General features: G+C 61.5%; 16 protein-coding genes. 7 read left to right on the top strand and 9 right to left on the bottom strand.

From position 1 onward, the window contains the following. Positions 1 to 4 precede the first annotated feature (4 nt). Positions 5 to 316 carry a YqfO family protein gene (locus JWU58_RS22540; protein ID WP_016771558.1) on the top strand — a complete coding sequence of 104 codons (312 nt, stop codon included), beginning with the start codon at positions 5 to 7 and terminating at the stop codon, positions 314 to 316. A 1,107-nt stretch (positions 317 to 1,423) separates the two neighbouring features. Beyond that, entirely contained in the window at positions 1,424 to 1,777 is a 354-nt protein-coding gene (locus tag JWU58_RS22535; RefSeq protein ID WP_016771557.1) for a DUF6124 family protein, read from the top strand. Positions 1,778 to 1,839: 62 nt separating this feature from the next. On the opposite strand, the gene JWU58_RS22530 is transcribed toward JWU58_RS22535, so the two are convergent. The 8 genes from JWU58_RS22530 to JWU58_RS22495 form a co-directional block, all read right to left on the bottom strand. Next, positions 1,840 to 7,557: a membrane-targeted effector domain-containing toxin gene (locus JWU58_RS22530; RefSeq protein ID WP_206421012.1), complete on the bottom strand. Its 5,718-nt coding sequence runs from the start codon at positions 7,555 to 7,557 to the stop codon at positions 1,840 to 1,842. A gap of 129 nt (positions 7,558 to 7,686) precedes the next feature. Continuing rightward, on the bottom strand, positions 7,687 to 9,402 hold the full coding sequence (gene nagE, locus JWU58_RS22525) for an N-acetylglucosamine-specific PTS transporter subunit IIBC (protein WP_206421011.1): 1,716 nt from the start codon (positions 9,400 to 9,402) through the stop codon (positions 7,687 to 7,689). Between the two features lie 23 nt (positions 9,403 to 9,425). Next, complete coding sequence (gene ptsP / locus JWU58_RS22520) at positions 9,426 to 11,939, bottom strand: phosphoenolpyruvate--protein phosphotransferase (RefSeq protein ID WP_206421010.1); 2,514 nt, start codon at positions 11,937 to 11,939, stop codon at positions 9,426 to 9,428. 34 nt (positions 11,940 to 11,973) lie between these two features. Further along, positions 11,974 to 12,996 (bottom strand): SIS domain-containing protein, encoded by a 1,023-nt coding sequence (locus JWU58_RS22515; protein WP_110600223.1) that lies wholly within the window; start codon positions 12,994 to 12,996, stop codon positions 11,974 to 11,976. Then, positions 12,977 to 14,083, bottom strand: a complete 1,107-nt coding sequence (nagA, locus tag JWU58_RS22510; RefSeq protein ID WP_122610741.1) for an N-acetylglucosamine-6-phosphate deacetylase — start codon at positions 14,081 to 14,083, stop codon at positions 12,977 to 12,979. The genes JWU58_RS22515 and nagA overlap by 20 nt, the downstream gene beginning before the upstream one ends. Positions 14,084 to 14,123: 40 nt before the next feature. Then, positions 14,124 to 14,855, bottom strand: coding sequence for a GntR family transcriptional regulator (locus tag JWU58_RS22505; RefSeq protein ID WP_016771550.1), 732 nt, complete (start codon positions 14,853 to 14,855; stop codon positions 14,124 to 14,126). A 281-nt stretch (positions 14,856 to 15,136) separates the two neighbouring features. After that, positions 15,137 to 15,652 (bottom strand): L,D-transpeptidase family protein, encoded by a 516-nt coding sequence (locus tag JWU58_RS22500; RefSeq protein ID WP_024011712.1) that lies wholly within the window; start codon positions 15,650 to 15,652, stop codon positions 15,137 to 15,139. Between the two features lie 76 nt (positions 15,653 to 15,728). Then, positions 15,729 to 16,280 (bottom strand): NUDIX hydrolase, encoded by a 552-nt coding sequence (locus JWU58_RS22495; RefSeq protein ID WP_016771548.1) that lies wholly within the window; start codon positions 16,278 to 16,280, stop codon positions 15,729 to 15,731. 147 nt (positions 16,281 to 16,427) lie between these two features. Here JWU58_RS22495 and JWU58_RS22490 point away from each other — a divergent pair, with 147 nt between their 5' ends. The 5 genes from JWU58_RS22490 (at position 16,428) to purT (ending at position 19,707) form a co-directional block, all read left to right on the top strand. Further along, positions 16,428 to 17,027, top strand: a complete 600-nt coding sequence (locus tag JWU58_RS22490; protein WP_016771547.1) for a CoA pyrophosphatase — start codon at positions 16,428 to 16,430, stop codon at positions 17,025 to 17,027. A gap of 39 nt (positions 17,028 to 17,066) precedes the next feature. After that, positions 17,067 to 17,591 carry a gamma carbonic anhydrase family protein gene (locus JWU58_RS22485; RefSeq protein WP_130888428.1) on the top strand — a complete coding sequence of 175 codons (525 nt, stop codon included), beginning with the start codon at positions 17,067 to 17,069 and terminating at the stop codon, positions 17,589 to 17,591. Continuing rightward, positions 17,588 to 17,803, top strand: a complete 216-nt coding sequence (locus JWU58_RS22480; RefSeq protein ID WP_039759143.1) for a DUF1289 domain-containing protein — start codon at positions 17,588 to 17,590, stop codon at positions 17,801 to 17,803. The genes JWU58_RS22485 and JWU58_RS22480 overlap by 4 nt, the downstream gene beginning before the upstream one ends. A gap of 154 nt (positions 17,804 to 17,957) precedes the next feature. Beyond that, positions 17,958 to 18,425, top strand: coding sequence for a VUT family protein (locus tag JWU58_RS22475; RefSeq protein WP_016771544.1), 468 nt, complete (start codon positions 17,958 to 17,960; stop codon positions 18,423 to 18,425). Positions 18,426 to 18,525: 100 nt separating this feature from the next. After that, the gene (gene purT, locus JWU58_RS22470; protein WP_024011715.1) at positions 18,526 to 19,707 is read left to right on the top strand and encodes a formate-dependent phosphoribosylglycinamide formyltransferase; all 1,182 of its coding nucleotides are present in this window, start codon (positions 18,526 to 18,528) and stop codon (positions 19,705 to 19,707) included. A 118-nt stretch (positions 19,708 to 19,825) separates the two neighbouring features. Here the strand turns inward: purT and JWU58_RS22465 are convergent, their stop codons facing one another. Further along, positions 19,826 to 21,142, bottom strand: coding sequence for an MFS transporter (locus JWU58_RS22465; protein ID WP_016771542.1), 1,317 nt, complete (start codon positions 21,140 to 21,142; stop codon positions 19,826 to 19,828). Positions 21,143 to 21,230: the final 88 nt, after the last annotated feature.

Genomic DNA, 21,230 nt, shown 5'->3' with positions numbered 1-21,230 from the left:
CGTCGTGTACAAGTTGGCGTTTTTTGTTCCTGACAGTCATGTCGAGGTGGTCAAAGGGGCTGTGTTCGCTGCCGGTGGTGGGCGGATCGGTGACTATGACCACTGTGCGTGGCAGGTGCTTGGCCTGGGCCAGTTTCGACCGTTGGACGGCAGTCAGCCGTTTATCGGTCAGGCGGGGCAGGTCGAGCGGGTTGAGGAATGGAAGGTTGAGCTTGTCGTTGCGGATGAGTTGATTGTGGCTGTTGTGGCGGCGTTGAAGCTCAGTCATCCGTATGAGACGCCGGCTTATGAGGTGTGGCGGCTGGAGGATTTCTGATCTTCTTGGCTGCTTGAACGGGAAACCCGCAGATGAGTGATTGTCTGCGGGTTTTTTGTTGCCGCTGATTTTTGGGCGGGCGCATTTTCACTGTGGGAGCGAGCCTGCTCGCGAAGGCGCCCCTACAGGCGAGCATGCTGGCTGATTGGGTGAATATCCGTTGCTTCGGGTGCTGCGGCTGGCGGTTTCGCCCTTACGGCGACTCACTTTTTTACAAACGCCTAAAAAAAGTAAGCAAAAAAACGCTTGCTCCTACGTTCGGCCCTCGCAGGCTCGGGTTCCTTCGCTCCGGGACTGATCCGGGCGCAGCGGCTCCGGTTTGCTTCGCTGCACCTCCTTCCGCTGTGTCTGGCTGCGCCAGACGGTCGCTGCGCTCCCACGCCCGGATCAATCCCTCCACTCAGCCTTCCGACGTCGCCGGTGGATCAAGATCAAAAGCACTCGAGCTTGCGCTCATTGTTGAGTGGGGCGGCTTCGCCGCGGGCAGCTGCGCTGCTTTGCTGGTGCTTTTGTGGGAGCGAGCTTGCTCGCGAAGGCGGCCTGTCAGCCGACCTGTTTCGCACTGAATGCACCCGATCAACCTGTGGGAGCGAGCCTGCTCGCGAAGGCGGCCTATCAGCCGACCTGTTTTGCACTGAATGCACCCGATCAACCTGTGGGAGCGAGCCTGCTCGCGAAGGCGGCCTGTCAGCCGCCCCGTTTCTCACTGAATGCACCCGATCACAACTGTAGGAGTGAGCCCGCTCGCGATGAGGCCCATCCATGCTCTCGAGAACTTGAGATTGTTTAAATCCGGTACCCGATGACCTGAACCTTCCCACAAGGTTTTCAGGTTGTCCGTCGGACGTGCGATCTCTAGTCTTTTCCCGTCGCTGCGAATCAGCGATCGGGAGTGAGATCCCCGGATAGCTTGCAACTGGCGCCAGCACCACGATAATTGGCGCCAGCTCAATCTGCTGCCTGCTTTATGGCGGCTGTGTGCGGGCAGACTTCGGTCTGGCCGGTTGCCTGCTCCGGTGGATCTCACCTCGCACATAGCTGCCACCTATTCGCCGCGTGAGATCCGGCGATCGATGGCTGCCCATCAGCATCAGCAGGAGAAGCATTGTGGATAAAATCGTTCCCGATCCACCATACGAACCCACCCCCCTCGAACAAACCATCCGCGCCGACGACCTCGCGAAAAACCGCGAAGCGATCAAGCGCGCTCTGGATTTTTACCTGTGCCCACAGCCGAGCAAGGCGCGCCCGCCCGGCACCCTGTTTCTGATCCAGCCCGACGTCGACACCGAAACCCTGCTCGCCCACGCCTGTGAATCCCTCGCTTCAGCCAACACCCTGGCCAGTGATTTCGCCGATCAGTTGGGGCGACCGCAGCGCAATACGGCGCTGGCGATTCAGCAGATCATCATGCTCGCTGAGCTGGCGGTGAACCGTGCGCTGGATCGGGTTGATCCGTAGGCGTAAAAAATCACCGGGCCGTTAAGCCCGGTGGTTTTCCACGACGTGCAATCGCGTGGATGTCACGTCACCTGTGTCAGCTTGACGTCCGTTACAAGCATGTCGACCAAGGTTCGCAGGTATTTGAAGCTCTGATCTTTTTTCTCCCAGCGATCAATGAAGAACAGACCTTTGTCATTGATCTGAATCGGCGTCTCAACGATCTCGCCGGACCTGGATCTATGCACCACACTGGCTTTGCGGGTATCTGCATTTTCGATCAGGAATTGGCCCTGTCGAGTCAGTCTGCTGCGACTGACGGAAGGCGGCGCAGCTGGCTTTTTCGTGCCGGGGACGGCCACCTCCATCACAAAGTCGCTGCTCAAGGCCCTCACGTTGGTCTCGTGCTGGCCGCTGACAAATTCCCATGTACCGCGATGAATATCCTTGGCCAGCTCGGGGGCGGTGTCGCGCACGTGCAGGCTGACGGCTGAAAGTGTATCGGCCAGACCTGGCACGCCGAGGTTGTAATTGGTGTGCGCACTGCCGATGAGGGCCACCCATTTATGCGGGCCGTTGGCCAGTTGATCAGCCTCGATCACTTGGGTTGCAAAATAGCTGAACATCTCGTTTCGCGAGACTGCTTTGTCATGCAGGCCCTTGAGGTGGTAGGACGCTGTGCAATCGATCGCTCTGATGCGGATGTTGTATTTGGCTGCTGCCTGGTAGAGCTCCGTGTAGGTATCGCTCCCACCGTAAGCCATCATGTGCCCCCGGTCCTGACGATGCAGGTACGCCTTCAGCCTGTGCGGCATACGTTGGGTTCGCAAAAAAATGTCGAGATCGGCCTGGTGCAGATCGGTGAACAGGTGCTCGACATACAACGTGTCATAGCCTGCTTTCTTGAGCGCTTTCATGTGCTTTTTCAGCAGCGCTTTGCTCGCCACATCGGCATGGGCTTCGCCGATCAGCAGATTCAAGCGTCCGTCGGCCAGCTGCCGCAGAAAAGCCTCGAATGTGCAGTCGGAGGTGAGCACCGGCAGGATCGGCGCATCGGGAGGGACGTAGTCGGTGAAAGCGTCTCTGGCGGTTTTTTCCAGGCGCTTGCGCTGGGCGATGAAAGCCTCGTAGGCCGTTCTTTCACTGGAGATCGTCGGGGTGTAATTCGAGTCCATGGAGTAGGGCTTATGCAACATTTCAGCGATATCGTCGCGCAGCGGCAAAGCCACATCGAAATCGCTGAAGTGATCAACGGCGCTAGCTGCGGCGGGCGGCCTGGAGACGGGTAGAGGTGCCTTGTAGGTGCTCGGCATCTGTACCAGGAAATCACCTTGCGCAGTCGCATCGCCGGCGATAGCTCCGGGTGTATCCCTGCTTATGCGTGCGGGTTGGTACAGGTCGATGTCTTCAACACGTATGGCTACGGCCTCGTGCAGGTCGGCCAAGCCCGGCGTGTTGTCGAACGTGGTCATGCGCGACTGTTCGGTCAGGGCAATCCAGCGCTCTTCGCCGACGTCGGCCACATCACTGGCAAGCGCCTTGTGCGAATAGAAGTTTCTGATGGAGTTGTTGCGCGGGGTCAGCGGCGAGACCTCGGACATCACCATGATCCCTTCGAGTTTATAGCTGGCCGAGCCGTCTAGCGCATGGATGCTCATGCCTTTTTCCCGGGCCCTGCGCACCAGCGCCAGGTAAGAAAAAGCTGCGTCCGGCGCATACCCCATGGCTTTGTCGAGCGCCTTCAGGTGTTTGTTGATATGAAACCAGGAGCCGTTCCTGTTGAGCTTTTCCAGTTTGAGATGAAACACGTCACCCGGCAGGTATTCGAGAAAGAGATGCTTGTAGCCGTTCGCCACGAGGACGTCGAGATGCTCGATCAATAACTGTTTGCTGGCGATCGAACCAGGTTGTGCACCGATCACCAGGTTTTTTGCGGCGAATGCATCGCTGCCGATCAACTGTGCGAATGAGGTATTGGCGGCAACCGCCGGCACTTCGGCACGGGCGGGCAGCGGTGCGAGCCGGGCAAAATGGCGCGTGGCGTCTTTGGTGAGTTTTTCGACCTGTTCCAGATAGGCTGTGCGTACATCGCTCAACTGATCGACCACCCGGGCCATGATGGTCTGCCGCGGGATACCCATGTCGCTCAGTTGCAGCAATGCCTCGCGCGATTGCGGCACCAGCAACGTTTCGACGCGCTCGCGGTAGTCGATCGCGACTCCATAATCTTTGTGCGGACCGGGTGTATCGGGTACAGCTTCGTATTTCGGTGCCCCGCCGGACAGGCCGCTGCGCACCATCACCCCGTCGGAATTGCGTACGGTCAGAATGCCGGTCGAAAGCAGTCCGGAGCCATTCGGATCCGGGCGATAGAGCAAGTAACGGCCCAGCGCGTCCGGGTTGTTACTGGCGTAATACGACTGTCCTCTGAAAGCGACCGCCTGCATATCGTCCCAGACGGGTTCAGTGGCCATTTGATCGACCAATGCCAGAGCACTCTGTTGCTCATCGCCGGCAGTTGCGACAGCCTGACGCAACGGGCGCCGGACGGGCTTGAGTGACCGTAGCGCCGGACGCAGATCCGTCAGCACCGCGCCGGCACTGTTGAACAGATAACCGAGCAAGTGCCGGAACGCTTCGTTGTTGTTGCCCTGACGATAGGCATGCAGGGCGAGCATCGCGTCCTTGAAGGCCAGCAACAGGCCGGTGCTCAGGCTCAACAGCGGGAAGGGCGCGGTGGCGATGGCCGCGACCCACTCAACGCTCGTCCAGATCAGGCCAGCGATCATTTCGATACGACTGGTGGTGGTCGCGTGGACGTTGTCGATCCGCCGTTGCAGCTTCATGTCATAGAGCGCGGTCAGCAGGTCGCTGACGGCGTCAGCCGGTCGCATCGAGTCGTAGCGGGCGGGGCTGGGGGTGGTTTTGTTGAGGTCTTTGGGCAGCTTCTTGCGGATGTTGTCCAGGTGCGTGCGGACCCGGGTCTGGGCGCTGATACCCACGCGCGAGGTGAAGTACTCGACCATGCCCGATTGCAGCAGCAGATAATTGAACAGGCGCGCTTCACGAAAACGCACGCCGTCCGGCGCGTCCGGCGTATACAGCAGAACCGGATTACTGCCATGGCTGAACAGCCAGGTATCGATCACCCATTCGCCGTCGATCATCAACCGGTGGATCGGGTACTTCGTCCGCGTCTGCCCCGACGTTTGATCCATGCTGGTGATGCTTTGCTGGAGCCATTGCAGGTCGCTGCTGGCGATATGTCCTTGCAGCTGGCATTCCAGCGCGGCGCTTTGCATCTGGCGCTGAGTGATCGCCAGCGTCGCGTTGCGGCGGAACGCGTAGCCTTCGCTCTGGGAATTCTGCAGCTCCTTTTTGACTTTGTCGGTATAGCGTTGGCCGATCCACACCCCTGTGACCGAGCGCGCGACATTCTGCGCGGTCAGGCTGCTGATATCGATGCCTTGCGGACCTCTGAAGCGCGCCGAGCGTGAGAATTTCTGCTCGAGAAAACCCACGCCGTCGGCATAGCCGTCGCGATACAGCCGGGTATAGGTCAACGGCTTTGGTGTCCATGAGGGCACGATCGATTTTGGCGAGTAGGCCCAGACGGTGTCAGGATCGACGTCATTGGCCGCACGTTTGAGCAAGCGGTTCAGGCTGAGCTTCGCTTGCTCGTGCACGTAGGCGTCAAATGTCTGGAAACGCCCGCCCGACAGCGGATGTTGATTGAATGCGAGCAGTGCGCCCTCGGCGTCGTCGCTCAGCGTCGTCAGTTGTCGGCGATTGGCCGCAGTGGTCGAGCGATACCATACCGGGGTGCTGAAATCGTAATCATCGATGCGTGTGGCAAGCATGTGTTCAGCCATCGCTTTGAGGCAATCGAGATGGTTGCCGAGGTGATCGAAAGTCACCTTCTGGTGCTCCGCTGCTTCTGGTTTGAAGCTCAGCCCCGACAAGACTTTGCGCAGAGCAGGACGAAAGCGCATCGGTGCGCGGCTGACCAGGTAACCGGCCATGGTTTGGGCGGCGTCACTCTGCTTGGCCCACGACAACACATGGGCCTGACATTCGCGCTCACTGTCAAAGGCCTCGAACTGTCGATCGCGTGGGGCTTGTGGCGTGCATAGCAGAACGCGTTTGAGCGCACCGGTCTGATCGTTCTGACGCAGCACCCAAAGGTCTTGGAGTTGCGCACCGTGCAAGCACAGCGTGGCGGCGCGCAACTGTGAATCGCTGCCGCTGCGCAGGCGCTGGATCATTTGCAGGTCGCTGTCGAGCAGGTGCCCTTGCAGCGCTGCGGTATGGGCGAGCGCGACGATGCGCTGATCGAGCATTTGCTCAATGGCAGGTTTGATTGCGGAGCTTGCCTGCATCTGCGTTTGCAAACGTGCGAAGTCGACGCGCGGTTCCAGCTCCAGTGCCTGCTTGATCACCCAGGCGGGCGTCACGTCCGCATACTCGTCGGCTAGCGGCAGGTCGTTGTAAGTCAGGCGGGTGTGGCTGAGAAACTCCGAGCCTGGCAACTCATCGCCGGTGTGCGGGCCGCGCAGGGTCAGCTCAAGCAGGTTGCGCTTGTGCACATATACGCCGTATCCCGGTACCCGCCGGTCGGTGGTGATTTGCAGGTTGTCCGGTTGCAGATCGTCGATTTGCAGATCATCACTCAGACGCTCCAGCCATTGCTGGCGGGCCACGGCCATCAGACTGACCGCGGGGCCCATCAGGTCAAGCAGGTTTTGCCGGGCCTGATTGTAGTTGCCCAGGTGCAAGGCCAGTTCGGCCCGCTTGGCGGCGTCGGCGCTGCGGTACCAGTCCGGGGCGCTGTTGCGCAGGTGCCGTTCGAACAGCGTTTGTGCCTGAAGGGCCAGACGCGGAGTGAGATCCGGCAGCGCAGCGCCGATGGCGCGCTCCAGCTCGGCGATCAAGCGAGCGGGATCCTGCTGCGGGTTAGCGGCGAAACTCAGTGCATATTCGATATCCAGGGTGCGTTTTTCGATCAAGGCATCGTAGATGTGTTCGAACAGCGGTTGGCTGTCGATGGGCGTCAGCTGCAATGGCCAGATTCCTGCTGTACCGATCTCGTGGTAGCGGCTGGGCAGCAGCTGCATCAACTCGTCACGGCTGATGCTGTGCTTCATGGTCTCGAGCAGATGGGCGTCGAGATCAGCCAGGGAATTGAACAGCTCCAGGCCCCTGGCGGGCGTGAACAACACGACGAAACCCGCGCTCTGGTCGGTCAGCAGATCGCTGACTTTCGGGGTGTCGTTTTGCGTAACGACAAAGGCCCCGGCGAGCTCGACAGTGGTTTGCTGATAAGTGAACTGCAACGCATACATGGCCGGACGCAACAGCGGGCCCAGCGCCAGTTTCTTCATCAGCTCACCAGCCTGCGGGTGCAACAGGCGATCCTTGACGGCTTGTTGCGCCTCGTCCTCGAGCGCGGTGAAACCGGCGTCGTATTTAAGGAAGGTTTTCGCCGGTTTGCCGTCGATCTGGTCACGCAGATCCATGTTGATCAGTTGCGTGCTGAGGCGCACCTTCAGCGTGGCGATCAGTTGCTTGCCAGCCTCGCTTTGCAGGTCGCTGGTTGCCAGCGCCTGATAGAGCGCGCGACTGCGTTGCAGGTAGCCGTCGCGATAGGTTTTCAGCTGCTCTTCGAGGCGTTTGAGATGAGCCTGCTCGGTGCTCGGTTTGTGCTCGGGCAGCAGCGGGGTTTCGGTGTTGAAGAGCAGGCGGCCGATCTGGTTGAGATCGTTTTTGATCTCATCGGGTGTGGGTGCGTTGGGGGTGCTCATGGGCACGATTTCCATGCTGGGGATGAAGGGCCAGCATGGCGAGCGGGGCGTGGAGGAGGGTGGTATCCATGTATCGTGCGCGGGCCGGATTTTCCCCGCCCGCTCCAGCCCTCCCGCCACCGGCGCAGATCAAACCTGCGCGCTGACCTCCCCGCGACTCAGCAATGTCTCGATCGCCCCGCTCAAACTCGCGGCCTTGTCCCCCACCAGCAAATGCCAGACGCCGCCGTCCAACTGGCTGACACCCAAGCAGCCGAGCGCTTTGAGCTGCGCATCGGACAATGCCTTGGCATCGGCCAGTTGCAGGCGAATGCGGGTCATGGCGATGCAATCGAGTTGCAGCACATTGTCGCGACCGCCCAGTGCATCCAGCCATTGCTGCGCCTCGTTGCGGGTAAGCGCAACGTTCTTCGGCTCATCGGCAACCACTGCGGTTTCCACCAATGCTGTTCGGCCCAGCGCAGGCATGGCCAAGCGAATCTCATCGGCAATGCTGTCAGCAAGCGGCCCGACCACGACCTGCAAACTGCCGCCCTTGCCCGGGCGCACCACCGCCATCGCGCCCAACGCTTTCAGCTCAGCGTCCGAAGCCTTGTTGCGGTCGACCATCTCCAGGCGCAGTCGGGTCGTGCAGGCGCCGACGGTGAGCAGATTCTCTGCGCCGCCCAGGGCTTTGATATACGCACTGGCGCGTTCGGTTTCCGAGAGCACGGCTTTTTCGGCGCTGGCGACGTCTTCGCGCCCCGGTGTCTTCAGATTGAAGCGGCGGATACAGAAGTCGAAGACCAGGTAATAGATGACCGCATAAGCCAGCCCGACCGGCACCACCAGCCAGCCATTGGTCGACTTGCCCCAGCCGAGAATCATGTCGATGAAGCCACCGGAAAAGGTGAAGCCCAGATGAATGTTCAAGCCGTTGGTGATCGCCATCGACAGCCCGGTCAGCAGCGCGTGCAGGAGGAACAGCAACGGCGCGAGAAACATGAAGGCGAATTCGATCGGCTCGGTCACACCAGTGAGAAACGAGGTCAGCGCCATCGACAGGAAGATCCCGCCCATCACCTTGCGCCGCTCTGGCAAAGCGTTGCGGTACATCGCCAGGCACGCGGCGGGCAGGCCGAAGACCATCATCGGGAACATGCCGGTCATGAACTGGCCGCCCTTCGGATCGCCGGCAAAATACCGCGACAGATCGCCGGTCACCAAGGCGCCCGTGGTCGGGTCGGTGAAGTTGCCGAAGACGAACCACGCCATGTTGTTGAGGATGTGGTGCAGGCCGGTGACGATCAGCAGGCGGTTGAACACGCCGAACACGAAGGCGCCGATGCTGCCGCTTTCCATCATCAGCGCGCCGAACGCGTTGATGCCCTGCTGGATCGGCGGCCAGATATAGCCGAACAGCACGCCCAGACCCACCGCCGCGAACCCGGTGACAATCGGCACAAAACGCCGGCCACCGAAGAACGCCAGATACTCCGGCAACTTGATGTCCTTGAAGCGGTTGTACAGCGCACCGGCCATCAGGCCGCTGACGATCCCGGCGAGCATGCCCATGTTGATGGTCGAGTCGAGCACCTTGAGCGTGGAGATCATCACCAGATAACCGATCACCCCGGCGAGGCCGGCGGTGCCGTTGTTGTCTTTGGCGAAACCGACGGCGATGCCGATGGCAAAAATCATCGCCAGGTTGGCGAAGATCACTTGCCCGGCATCGTGAATGATCGCGATGTTCAACAGGTCCGTGTCGCCCAGGCGCAGCAGCAGGCCGGCAATCGGCAGGATCGCAATCGGCAGCATCAGCGCGCGGCCCAGGCGTTGCAGGCCTTCGATGAAGAGTTGGTACATGGCGTTTGTCCTTTTTGTTTTTGTTAGCGCAGAGGCCAATGTTGATGACAGGCGTGGCGAACGGCGGCGGCGCTGGACAGCTTGAGCAAGTCACGGCTCAGGCGCTGACATTCGGCTTCATGCAACTGGCGTACGCGGTCCTTGATTTCACCGATCTGCACCGGGCTCACCGACAGTTCGGTGACGCCGAGGCCGATCAGCACCGGCGTGGCCAGCGGGTCGGAGGCGAGGGCGCCGCAGACACCGACCCAGCGCTTGTGCACCGCCGCGCCTTCGCAGGTCATGGCGATCAGACGCAGCAACGCCGGATGCAGGGCATCGACCCGCGCCGCCAGCCCGGCGTGGTCGCGGTCCATGGCCAGGGTGTATTGCGACAGATCGTTGGTGCCGATCGAGAGAAAGTCGGCGTGTTCGGCCAGTTGTTCGGCTTGCAGCGCGGCGGCGGGGACTTCGATCATCACGCCGATCTCCGGGCGCTCGGTAATGCCCAGCTCAAGGCGCAAGGCATCGACGCGCTGGCGGATGTGCAGCAGTTCGTCGACCTCGGTGACCATCGGCAACAGAATCCGGCAACGCGACAACGGCTTGACCTGCAACAGCGCGCGCAGTTGCTGATCGAGAATTTCCGGCCGCGCCTGGGCCAGCCGAATGCCGCGCAGACCGAGCACCGGGTTGGCCTCGGCGGGCAGCGGCAGGTAGTCGAGTTGCTTGTCGCCGCCGACGTCGATGGTGCGGATGATCACCGACTTGTCGCCCATGGCATCGATCACCGCTTGATAGGCGCTGCGCTGTTCTTCGACGTCGGGTGCCGTCTGGCGATCGACGAAGAGAAACTCGGTGCGCAGCAGGCCGACGCCATCGGCACCATTGGCAAAAGCGTCTGCCGCTTCGTTGCTTGAGGCGACATTGGCGACCACTTCGATGTGCACGCCATTGCGCGTTTCAGCGGGCAAATGGGCTTTGGCCTGTTGGCTGTCGCGACGCTGCCGGCGCTCGATTTGTGCCTGTTGCACTTCGCTCAGGCGCTCGGCGTTTGGCGTCAATTCGAGGCGCCCGCCGTCAGCGTCGAGCACCACGGCCTGATCTTGCGGCTGCTCGAGCAATTGCGCGCCCAAAGCGACGAGGCACGGCAGACCTTTGCCGCGTGCCAGTATCGCTACGTGCGAGGTCGCGCCGCCCTCGGCCATGCACAACCCGGCGACACCTTGCGCGCTGAGTTGCAGCAGATCCGACGGCGTCAGTTCGTGGGCGGCAACGATGGCGCCGGCCGGAACCTGATATTGCCAGGCCTCGCCAAGCAGGGCGCGCAGCACGCGTTGCTTGAGGTCGCGCAAATCGTTGGCACGTTCGGCCAGCAGCGGACTGCCGGTGCCTTGGAGCATGTCGCACTGGGTGTCGATCGACTGACTCCAGGCGTGCGTCGCAGCGGTGCCTTGTGCGATGAATTGCTGCGCGGCGTCGAGCAGGGCCGGGTCTTCGAGCAGCGCCATGTGTGCAGCGAAGATCGCTTCTTCGTCGGCGTTCTTGTGCTTTTTCGCCTGGGCGAGGGTGGCGGCGATTTCGCTGCGCACCGCGTTCAATGCCGTTTCAAGCGTCTGCTGCTGTTGCACTGGATCGTGATGGCCCGTATCCGCCGGCAAGGTGATCGCGTTCAAGCGAAACAACGGCCCGGCGACCAGCCCTGGCGCGGCGCAAACACCATGCAACACCCCAGCCTCGGCCGGACGTTTCAGCGCGGCGGTGGTGGTCGGCGCTTGCCCGTGATGATCGTCCGGCAGCGCCGTGGCCAATGCGCTGAGCAGAGCTTGCAATGCGGCATCGGCGTCCGGCCCCTGACAACTGACCTGCACTTCATCCTGCTCACCAATGGCCAGCCCCATCAAACCGATCAGACTGTTGCACGGCGCCGATTTGCCGTTGAAGTGCAGCTGTGAGTGGCTGCTGAAACCCTGGGCGGTCTGGCGGATCAGCGCAGCGGGGCGCGCATGCAAGCCTCCGCGATGAGCGACCCGCACTTGGCCACGAACCTCAGGCCCAGCGCTTATATCGGTATTCGCCGCCAACACATTGCGCGCGATGATGTGCAGCAACGGCTCGCCGACTTTCACCGCTTTGAGGGTGATCGGCCGCACCTGAAAATCCGTGCTGTTGGTCAGGATCAACAGGCTGACCAGGCTTTTGCAGTGCTGACCGACCTTGTCCAGGTCATAGCGCAGCAGCGGCTGACCGAGGCTGACGCGATCGCTTTCCTTGACCAGCATGGCGAAACCTTCGCCGTTCAGCTCAACGGTATCGAGGCCCAGATGCAGGAGGATTTCCGCACCGTTGTCGGCGCGCACGGTCACCGCGTGGCTGCTGCGCGCAACGTGGATGACCACGCCGGCGCAGGGCGAATACAGCGTGTCGTTGAGCGGGTCGATGGCGATGCCGTCGCCCATCGCGCCACTGGCGAACACCGCGTCCGGGACGTTGGCGAGCGTCAGCACCGGGCCGCTGAGCGGGGCGCTGAGGGTCAGCTCTTTATTGTTGTCGGGCATGGCTGGGTCTCATCAGGTGTGCAGTCAGTCGGACTTAATGCGTGCGGGTCACTTTGCTCAAATGGCGCGGCTGATCCGGGTCCATGCCCCGCGCCACGGCCAAGCCTGCGGCCATCACGTAAAAGCTCTGGATCGCCAGAATCGGATCGAGGGCCGGGTGTTCGGCGCGAGTCAGGGTCAGGTCGCGTTCGCTGACGTCATCCGGCGCGGCGAGCAAGACCCGGGCGCCGCGCTGGCGCATTTCCGCTGCCAGACTCAGCAGGCCGGCCTGCTCGGCGCCGCGTGGGGCGAAAACCAGCAGCGGATAGTGTTCGTCGATCAGCGCCATCGGGCCGTGACGGACTTCGGCACTGCTGAACGCTTCGGCCTGAATCGCCGAGGTTTCCTTGAACTTCAGCGCGGCTTCCTGAGCAATCGCGAAACCGGCGCCACGGCCGATCACCATCAGGCGCTCGCAATCGCGCAGGGCTTCGATGGCCACGCTCCAGTCCTGTTTCGCCGCTTCGCGCAGGCCTGCTGGCAGCGCGTCGTGGGCTTGCAGCAATTCGCTGTCCTCTTTCCAGTGCGCGATCAAACGCGCGCTGGCGCTGAGGGTGGCGATAAAACTCTTGGTCGCGGCGACGCTGCTTTCCGTGCCGGCGAGCAGCGGCAGGCTGAATTCACACGCTGCCTCCAGTGGCGAGTCGGCAGCGTTAACCATCGACACGCTCAGCGCGCCACGCTTGCGCAACAGGCGCAGGCTGTTGACCAGATCCGGGCTCTGTCCCGACTGCGAAAACGCAAAGGCGACCTGACCGCTGACTTTCAGCGGCGCCTGCTGCATGGTCACCACCGACATCGGCAACGAGGCCACCGGCACGCCCAGTTGCTGCATGGTCAGGTAGGCGAAGTAGCTCGCCGCGTGGTCGGAGCTGCCACGGGCGACGGTCATCGCCACTTGCGGCGGCTGACGGCGCAGGCGCCCGGCGATCTCGATCATCGGCGCGTCGAGCTGTTGCAGTTGGGCTTGCACGGCCTCGAACGAGGACAGCGCCTCCTCAAGCATTTTTGAAGTCAATGTCTTCTCCTTCGACCATGACGGCGGTCAGTGTGAGTGAGCGATCGAGCCGCACGCTGTCGGCCCAGGCGCCGGGGGCAAGGCGCCCGCGTTCGGTAATGCCGAGGTAGTCGGCGGGAAATTGCGACAGACGCTGCGAGGCTTCGGCGATCGGCAGACCGATCTTGACCAGATTGCGCAGGGCCTGATCCATGGTCAGGGTGCTGCCGGCCAGCGTGCCGTCGGGCAGGCGCACGCCGCCCAGGCATTTGGTCACGGTGTGGCTGCCAAGCTTGTATTCACCGTCGGGCATGCCGGCGGCGGCGGTCGAATCGGTGACGCAATACAGGCACGGGATCGAACGCAGGGCCACGCGAATGGCGCCGGGGTGTACGTGCAGCAGATCGGGAATCAGCTCGGCGTATTTGGCGTGGGCCAGTGCTGCGCCGACGATGCCCGGCTCGCGGTGATGCAGCGGGCTCATGGCGTTGTAGAGGTGGGTGAAACTGCTGGCACCGGCAGCCAGCGCGGCGACGCCTTCCTCGTAGCTGCCGAGGGTGTGGCCGATCTGCATGCGGATGCCACGGCTGCTCAGCTCGCGAATCAACGCATCGTGGCCAGCGATTTCCGGGGCGATGGTGATGACGCGGATCGGCGCCAGCGCCAGATACTCTTCGACTTCGGCCATCAACGCGGTGTGGGCGAAGTTCGGTTGAGCGCCGAGTTTTCCCGGGTTGATGTAAGGGCCTTCAAGGTGTACGCCAAGCACTCGCGCGGCGCCTTTCGGACGCTGTTCGCAGAATTGTCCTACCTCTTTCAGGACATTTGAGATCTCCGCACTCGGCGCAGTCATTGTCGTGGCCAACAGCGAAGTGGTGCCGAAACGCACATGGGTTTTGCTGATGGTTTCGAAGGCTTCGGCGCCCTCCATGATGTCTTTGCCGCCGCCGCCATGCACATGCAGGTCGATGAAACCCGGCAGCAGATAGGGCAGATCGTTAGCCGCCGGATCGCAGGGCACGCCCTCGATCGACACGACCTTGCCGTGTTCGTGAATCAGCCGGCCGCGAACCCAGCCGCTGGCGGTGAGGATGTTGTCTTCGGACATTTTCGTTCTCGCTTGGGGCCGCTCTCAGCGACGCGGCTCGTTATCTACGAAGCTCTGCAACAAAGTCGTAGTAGTCGTTGCGGCAATAGGTGTCGGTGACTTCGATCGGCGTGTTGTCTTCCAGATAGCCGACCCGGGTCATCAGCAGCATGGCGGTGCCGGGGGCGATGCCGACCAGCGCGGCGAATTCGTCCGAGGCGTTGATTGCCTGGATGTGCTGAAGGGCGCGGACGATCGGTTTGCCGATGCCGTCGAGGTATTCGTAAAGCGAATCGCCCACCGCTTGCGGCCTGGGCATGATTGAGGCGGGCAGGGTGCTCATCTCGATCGCCATGACCGTGTCATCGGCTTTGCGCAGGCGCTTCATGCGCGCCACCTTGTCATTCGGCGACAGGCCGAGGCGGATCAGTTCTTCGTGGGTCGGCAGGGTGATTTCCCGCTCCAGCCATTTCGAACTCGGTACGAAACCTTTCAGGCGCAGCATTTCGCTGAAGCCGGACAGACGCGACAGCGGTTGTTCCAGCCGTGGGGTGATGAACGTGCCCGAGCCTTGCAGGCGGCGGATCAGGCCTTGCTCGAGCAAGACTTCCAGCGCCTTGCGTGCGGTGACTCGGGAGATGCCGAGCTGGTCGCTGAGGTTGCGCTCGGACGGCATCGCCTGTTCGGCCTTCCACTGCCCGGCATGAATCGCCGCTTCCAGATTGCGCGCCAGTTGCAAGTACAGCGGCGTCGGCTGGGAGTCATCGGGACGTAGGGTTTGAAGGTCGTTCATGTAGGTCGTTTCCGTCGCGAGTATAGGATTGTTGTGGCTCGCTTGTGCGACGGAAGCTAATACCACTTGAATACCATGTCAACGCGATGAACTGGCGTCTGGCCCAATGGATTGGCGGTTGTCAGGGGTCACTGTTTAAAGTGGTATTAGTGGTGGCCCATAAAAAGCAAAAGATCGCAGCCTGCGACAGCTTCTACAGTTGAGAGTGGTATCACCCCTGTAGGCGCCGTCGCAGGCTGCGATCTTTTGATTTATTTTTTTGCGGTGACCAGCGGTCGAGGTTACGGACGAATCTCGATCATCGTGCCGTCCGGTACCAGATTCCACACTTCACGCATGTCGACGTTGCGCATGGCGATGCAGCCGTCGGTCCAGTCGAGGGTGTGGAATAACTGCTCCGGATTGTCTGCTGAATCCGGGGTGCCGTGGATCATGATCATCCCGCCGGGCTCGACACCTTCACGGCGTGCGCGGGCGGCATCGCTGATGTTCGGGTAGGAGATGTGCATCGACAGGTTGAATTTGTCGCTGGTCTTGCGCCAGTCGATCCAATAGAAACCTTCGGGTGTGCGTTTGTCGCCCTCGATCAGTTTCGGGCCTTTCTTTGCACCCTTGCCCAAGGAGATGCGATAGGTCTTCAGCGGCTTGCCGTCGGCAATCAACTGCAGTTGGTGGGCCGATTTCAGTACCAGGACTTTTTCGATCAGCGGAGTGTTCGAGGGCGTCACGGTGGTCACGAATGACGCTTGCGAAACGCTGACGAACGACAGGCACAACAGGGCAAGCAACCAACGCATTGAAACGATTCCCCAAGAATGACGCAGACACATAGTGATAGATGCAGGTGTGGTTATCGGCAGGGTGCCGCGAAGCTCAAGTGATCGCCGGCTGCACCAGTGGCGGAATCGACTCCGAACGCACCGGGTAAACCTCGCTGCGCCGATCGGCAAAGAAACATTCCAGCGTGCGCCCGACCGTGCGGAAAGCCAGCTCGTCCCAGGGAATGTCGGCTTCTTCGAACAGCTGCACTTCAAGGCTTTCCGGCCCGGCCGCGTATTGCAGATCGGCCAGTTCGGCGCGGAAGAACACATGCACCTGGCTGATATGCGGCACGTCGATCAGCGTGTAGATGCTCAGGTTGCGCACCCGGGCGCAGGCTTCTTCGGCGGTTTCGCGGATGGCGGCCTGCTCGATGGTCTCGCCGTTTTCCATGAAGCCGGCAGGTAGCGTCCAGTAACCGAGACGCGGCTCGATGGCGCGGCGGCAGAGCAGCACTTTCGTCCCCCAGGTCGGCACGCAACCGGCGACGATATTGGGGTTCTGGTAGTGAATGGTCTGACAGCTGTCGCAGACAAATCGCAGCCGCGAGTCGCCTTCGGGAATGCGCTGGGTGACCGGGTTACCGCAGTGGCTGCAAAATTTCATGCTCGGGTTCCTGAATGCTGCGCCTATCTTGGCGTGCAGCGGGGCCGGTCGGCAAGTTGTCGTTTCGCGACACGACGGGTTTCGGGGGCTTGGGCGCTCGCTTTGATTGGTGCATGATGCGGAGCAAGGCACCGATCGAGAACACTCATGCTGGACGAGCTACTGCATAGGGTAAGCAACCACACACCGCGTACGCTGGAGACCGACGCACGTTTCCCCGAAGCCGCCGTGCTGGTGCCGATCACCCGCAGTGACGAACCGGAACTGGTCCTGACCCTGCGCGCCAGCGGGCTTTCGACCCATGGCGGCGAGGTCGCTTTCCCCGGAGGGCGCCGCGACCCGGAAGATCCGGACCTCATATTCACCGCGCTGCGCGAAGCCGAAGAAGAGATCGGCCTGCCGCCGGGCCTGGTCGAAGTCATCGGCCCGCTAAGCCCGCTGATTTCCCTGCACGGCATCAAGGTAACGCCGTATGTCGGCGTGATTCCCGACTTTGTCGAATACCAGCCCAATGATGCCGAGATCGCCGCCGTCTTCAGCGTGCCGCTGGAATTCTTCCGCAAGGACCCGCGTGAGCATACCCATCGCATCGATTATCAGGGCCGCAGTTGGTACGTGCCGAGCTATCGCTTCGGCGAGTACAAGATCTGGGGCCTGACGGCGATCATGATCGTCGAGTTGATCAACCTGCTCTATGACGCCAAAATCAGCCTGCACCGACCGCCGAAAAGCTTTATCGATACCTGAGCCGTCGTTCGAACGGCCGTGAGCCCTGAGGGAAAAAAGATGAAATACCGCCTGGGCGACGCCCGTGTCGAAACCCATCCACAGAGCTGGGTCGCGCCCAATGCCGTGCTGGTGGGCAAGGTTCGCCTGGAAGAGGGCGCCAACGTCTGGTTCAACGCTGTGTTGCGCGGCGACAACGAACTGATCCTCGTCGGCAAGAACAGCAATGTGCAGGACGGTACGGTGATGCACACCGACATGGGCTATCCACTGACCATCGGTACCGGCGTGACCATCGGCCACAACGCGATGCTTCACGGTTGCACGGTCGGCGATTACAGCCTGATCGGTATCAACGCAGTGATTCTCAACGGCGCGAAGATCGGCAAAAACTGCATCATCGGCGCCAATTCGCTGATCGGCGAAGGCAAGGAAATTCCCGACGGTTCGCTGGTGATGGGCTCGCCGGGCAAGGTCGTGCGTGAACTGACCGAGGCGCAAAAGAATATGCTCGAAGCCAGCGCCGCGCACTATGTGCATAACTCGCAGCGTTACGCCCGCGATCTGGTCGAGCAGGAACAATGACGACTGTTGAACGACCAGTCGCCTCGCCCTGCGTGAATATCTGCGCGCTGGACGAAGATGATGTTTGCACCGGGTGCCAGCGCACGGTCGCGGAGATCACCCGCTGGGGCCGCATGAACAATGACGAGCGCCGCGTCGTGCTGGGGTTGTGTCATGAACGGGCGAAGGCGAGTGGATTGGTCTGGATGATTCCCGCGAAGTCAGGCGTCTGAACCACCGCTTTCGCGAGCAGGCTCGCTCCCACCTTGAAAATGCGTTCCACTGTGGGAGCGAGCCTGCTCGCGAAGACGTCGGTCCTGTCACCGCACCTATTGGCGCAATACCAGCGCTCAAGTAACCTGTGCGCCACATTTACAGGCCACCTCCATGATCTTCCTCATCGCCTACATCAGCAGCGTCGTGCTGATCAACTTCGCCTTTTCCACCGCACCGCACCTGGACATCATCTGGTCGGCCTGGGGCGGGCTGGTGTTTGTGCTGCGCGACATGGTGCAAACGCGCTTCGGTCATGGCGCGATCGTGGCGATGCTGGCGGCGCTGGTGCTCTCCTACATCACGTCCGACCCATCCATCGCGCTGGCCAGCGCCACGGCGTTCGCGGTCTCCGAGTGCATCGACTGGCTGGTGTTCAGCATCACCAAGCGGCCGTTGCGTGATCGTCTGTGGATCAGTTCGGCGCTGAGCATTCCGCTGGATACCTTCATCTTTTTCGGCATGATCGACGCCTTGACGCCGCCGGTGATCATCACCGCGCTGGCCTCCAAGTTCGCCGGCGTTACCGCGGTCTGGCTGATCATGGCCTGGCGTGATCGCAAACAGGCTGTCGCCAGCTGAAGCCAAACCCTCGGGTTCATGTAAAATGCCGCGCTTTCTCCCCATGGAAAGCGCACTTGCGTGGCTTTCCTCGATGATCCGCTTCCTTTGAGGACCTGAGATGACCCGTATCGGAACTCCATTGTCGCCAACCGCGACCCGCGTATTGCTGTGTGGCTGTGGTGAGTTGGGCAAGGAAGTGGTAATCGAACTGCAGCGCCTGGGCGTTGAAGTGATTGCCGTCGACCGCTACGCCAACGCGCCGGCCATGCAAGTCGCCCATCGCAGCCACGTGATCAACATGCTCGACGGCGCTGCTTTGCGTGCAGTGATCGAAGCCGAGAAGCCGCACTTCATCGTGCCGGAAATCGAAGCCATCGCCACCGCCACGCTGGTCGAGCTGGAAGCCGAAGGCTTCACCGTGATCCCGACCGCGCGTGCGGCGCAGCTGACCATGAACCGCGAAGGCATCCGTCGTCTGGCTGCCGAAGAGCTGGATCTGCCGACCTCGCCGTACCACTTCGCCGACACCTTCGAGGACTACAGCAAAGCCGTTCAGGATCTGGGTTTCCCTTGCGTGGTCAAGCCGGTGATGAGTTCGTCGGGCAAGGGCCAGAGCCTGCTGCGCAGCGCCGATGACGTACAGAAAGCCTGGGATTACGCGCAAGAGGGCGGTCGCGCCGGCAAAGGTCGGGTGATCATCGAAGGCTTCATCGACTTTGACTACGAAATCACCCTGCTGACCGTGCGCCACATTGGCGGCACCACGTTCTGCGCACCGGTCGGCCACCGTCAGGAGAAGGGCGACTATCAGGAATCCTGGCAGCCGCAGGCCATGAGCCCGATTGCTCTGGCTGAATCCGAGCGCGTTGCCAAAGCAGTCACTGAAGCACTGGGTGGCCGTGGTCTGTTCGGCGTCGAGCTGTTCATCAAAGGTGATCAGGTGTGGTTCAGCGAAGTGTCGCCACGGCCGCATGACACCGGTCTGGTCACGCTGATTTCCCAGGACCTGTCGCAGTTTGCCCTGCATGCCCGCGCCATTCTCGGCCTGCCGGTACCACTGATCCGTCAGTTCGGCCCATCGGCGTCGGCAGTGATTCTGGTGGAAGGCCAGTCGACCCAGACTGCATTCGCCAATCTGGGCGCTGCGCTGAGCGAGCCGGATACCGCGCTGCGCCTGTTCGGCAAGCCGGAAGTGAACGGTCAGCGCCGCATGGGCGTGGCGCTGGCACGGGATGAGTCGATCGAGGCTGCTCGCGCCAAGGCGACCCGTGCGTCGCAGGCGGTTGTTGTCGAGCTGTAAACCGGGTCGCGACAGCTATTCGCGAGCAGGCTCGCTCCCACATGGGACTGGGTGAACACAGAATCTGTGACCAATCCCAAAACCCTGTGGGAGCGGGCTTGCCCGCGATAGCGATCTCTCAGGCGACCTGATTCAGATCGTTATTGCGCGTCTCCTTCAAACACAACACCGCAATCAGACTCAACACCGCCGCCGCCGACACATACCCGCCGACATAGCTCAACCCACCCATCGCCACCAGTTTCTGCGCAAAGAACGGCGCCGCCGAGGCTCCGACGATCCCGCCCAGGTTGTACGCCGCGGAAGCGCCGGTATAACGCACGTGGGTCGGAAACAGCTCAGGCAACAGCGCGCCCATCGGTGCGAATGTCACGCCCATCAAAAACAACTCGATGCACAGAAACAGCGCTACGCCCCAGGTCGAGCCCTGCGTCAGCAACGGTTCCATCAGGAATCCGGACAGAATCGCCAGCACGCCACCGATGATCAGCACCGGTTTGCGCCCGTAACGGTCGCTGGCCCAAGCGGATAATGGCGTCGCTGCGGCCATGAACAACACGGCAAAGCACAACAGGCCGAGGAACGTTTCGCGGCTGTAACCCAGCGTCGATACGCCGTAGCTCAGGGAAAACACCGTCGAGATATAGAACAGTGCATAGCAGACCACCATCGCCGCCGCCCCGAGCAGGGTCGGCGCCCAGTATTGGCTGAACAGCTCGACCAGCGGCACCTTGACTCGCTCCTGACGGGCGATCGCATTGGCGAACACTGGCGTTTCATGCAATTTCAGGCGCACATACAGGCCGACCATCACCAGCGCCGCACTGAGCAGAAACGGAATACGCCAGCCCCAACTGCGGAACTGTTCGTCATCCAAGGTCATTGCCAAGGTCAGGAACAGGCCGTTGGCTGCAAGAAAACCAATCGATGGCCCGAGCTGCGGGAACATGCCGAACCACGCGCGTTTGCCCTTCGGCGCGTTTTCCGTGGCCAGCAGCGCCGCACCGCCCCATTCGCCGCCAAGGCCCAGGCCCTGACCGAAGCGCAGCACGCACAGCAGAATCGGCGCCCAGGCCCCAATGCTGTCGTAGCCCGGCAACACGCCAATCAAGGTGGTGCACACCCCCATCAACAGCAGCGAGGCGACCAGCGTCGATTTACGACCGATACGGTCGCCGAAGTGGCCAAACAGTGCCGAACCCAGTGGTCGGGCGAGGAAGGCAATGCCGAAAGTGAGAAAAGCGGAAAGCATCTGCGCCGTGCCGGAGGTCTGCGGAAAGAACACCGGCCCGATCACCAGCGCCGCAGCAGTGGCGTAAACGTAGAAGTCGTAGAACTCGATGGCGGTGCCGATGAAGCTTGCCGTGGCCACGCGGGTGGCGGAATTGGTCGGCTGGGCAGGCGCGGTTTCGCTGTAAGCGGTATGGGTCGTCATGCGGTGATCCCTGACAGTCATGAGCTCCAGTGGAGCGAATTATTATGGTCGAACACCCAGGGATGTGGGGTAGGGCGCGAGCGCTGTT

Source organism: Pseudomonas atacamensis (assembly GCF_017167965.1).
GTDB lineage: Bacteria > Pseudomonadota > Gammaproteobacteria > Pseudomonadales > Pseudomonadaceae > Aquipseudomonas > Aquipseudomonas atacamensis.
This window is presented reverse-complemented; position numbering and strand designations above follow the sequence as displayed.

Bases quoted from the DNA above. Each gene is read 5' to 3' on its own strand.
- JWU58_RS22495 (WP_016771548.1), bottom strand. From the start codon at position 16,280: ATGAAATTTTGCAGCCACTGCGGTAACCCGGTCACCCAGCGCATTCCC.
- nagE (WP_206421011.1), bottom strand. From the start codon at position 9,402: ATGTACCAACTCTTCATCGAAGGCCTGCAACGCCTGGGCCGCGCGCTG.
- JWU58_RS22485 (WP_130888428.1), top strand. From the start codon at position 17,067: ATGAAATACCGCCTGGGCGACGCCCGTGTCGAAACCCATCCACAGAGC.
- purT (WP_024011715.1), top strand. From the start codon at position 18,526: ATGACCCGTATCGGAACTCCATTGTCGCCAACCGCGACCCGCGTATTG.
- JWU58_RS22530 (WP_206421012.1), bottom strand. From the start codon at position 7,557: ATGAGCACCCCCAACGCACCCACACCCGATGAGATCAAAAACGATCTC.
- ptsP (WP_206421010.1), bottom strand. From the start codon at position 11,939: ATGCCCGACAACAATAAAGAGCTGACCCTCAGCGCCCCGCTCAGCGGC.
- JWU58_RS22490 (WP_016771547.1), top strand. From the start codon at position 16,428: ATGCTGGACGAGCTACTGCATAGGGTAAGCAACCACACACCGCGTACG.
- JWU58_RS22465 (WP_016771542.1), bottom strand. From the start codon at position 21,142: ATGACGACCCATACCGCTTACAGCGAAACCGCGCCTGCCCAGCCGACC.
- nagA (WP_122610741.1), bottom strand. From the start codon at position 14,083: ATGTCCGAAGACAACATCCTCACCGCCAGCGGCTGGGTTCGCGGCCGG.
- JWU58_RS22500 (WP_024011712.1), bottom strand. From the start codon at position 15,652: ATGCGTTGGTTGCTTGCCCTGTTGTGCCTGTCGTTCGTCAGCGTTTCG.
- JWU58_RS22475 (WP_016771544.1), top strand. From the start codon at position 17,958: ATGATCTTCCTCATCGCCTACATCAGCAGCGTCGTGCTGATCAACTTC.
- JWU58_RS22480 (WP_039759143.1), top strand. From the start codon at position 17,588: ATGACGACTGTTGAACGACCAGTCGCCTCGCCCTGCGTGAATATCTGC.
- JWU58_RS22505 (WP_016771550.1), bottom strand. From the start codon at position 14,855: ATGAACGACCTTCAAACCCTACGTCCCGATGACTCCCAGCCGACGCCG.